We start from the raw sequence: 831 nt of genomic DNA, 5'->3' as shown, positions 1-831 counted from the left end.
GCGTATTGTCACGCCCGGTCTGGAATTCAAAAGCTATCCCACCTGTGGCGGCACACACAGCGCGGGAGAAGCCGCGTTTGCACTACGCCAGCAATGGCTGGCGCAGCACGATGATATCCACTCGCTGATCGCCCGCGTTGAGAGCATTACCGTTGCGTTTCCCCCCGGTGGAGACGTTGCGCCGTTTATTCATACAGCCACCACCGGCATGGAGGGACGCTTCAGCCTGGAGTATGTGATTGCGGCGGGCCTGCTGGAAGGAGAACTGACGCTGGCGCGCTTTGCCGAAGGCCCGGTTGATAAGGTTATCGCGGCGCTGGCGGATAAAGTGCAACGTCAACCGGATGCCAGCGCACCGCCGGATGAGCTTAACCCTGACGCGCGCTTTCACCGTGTGACGCTGCACCTGACAGATGGCTCAAGCCTGACTGAGTGCGTCACACGTCAGCAAACCGTAGCGCGCAAAACAGACCTGAACGCCAAACTGCGACAAAACATCCACTCACTGCCGCAGCTCGACATTGCGCGGATTCAGGCAAGCTGCGCGCTGAATAAACCGGGCGATATCGCCTACCTGAATCAGCTGTTGCTCAGTTAACGGAGAAAGCGCTACCCATAGGCGCGGCGATGTACCCCGCGCCTATGACATTACGGTTTTGGCATTAAGTAACGATCCAGCCAGCTAAACACTTCCGCCTGCTGTTCCTGATAGAACACGTGCCCTAACTCAGGCCACATTTTGGTTTCCAGCTTGCTGTCGGCATTTTGTGATTTCCACACGCGGTGCATCTTATCGTAGGCCCCTTGCACCGCACTTTCTGGGAACAGCTT

At 57.4% G+C, this 831-nt stretch carries 2 pseudogenes; one reads left to right on the top strand and one right to left on the bottom strand.

From position 1 onward, the window contains the following. Positions 1-598: pseudogene (locus J5224_RS31555) on the top strand (MmgE/PrpD family protein); the annotation flags it as partial. 50 nt (positions 599-648) lie between these two features. On the opposite strand, the pseudogene J5224_RS31550 reads toward J5224_RS31555, so the two are convergent. Next, a pseudogene (locus J5224_RS31550) lies at positions 649-831 on the bottom strand (hydrolase); the annotation flags it as partial.

Source organism: Candidatus Symbiopectobacterium sp. NZEC135, from assembly GCF_025962695.1.
The sequence above is the reverse complement of the archived record's forward strand: the minus strand, read 5'-3'. Positions and strand labels throughout refer to the sequence as shown.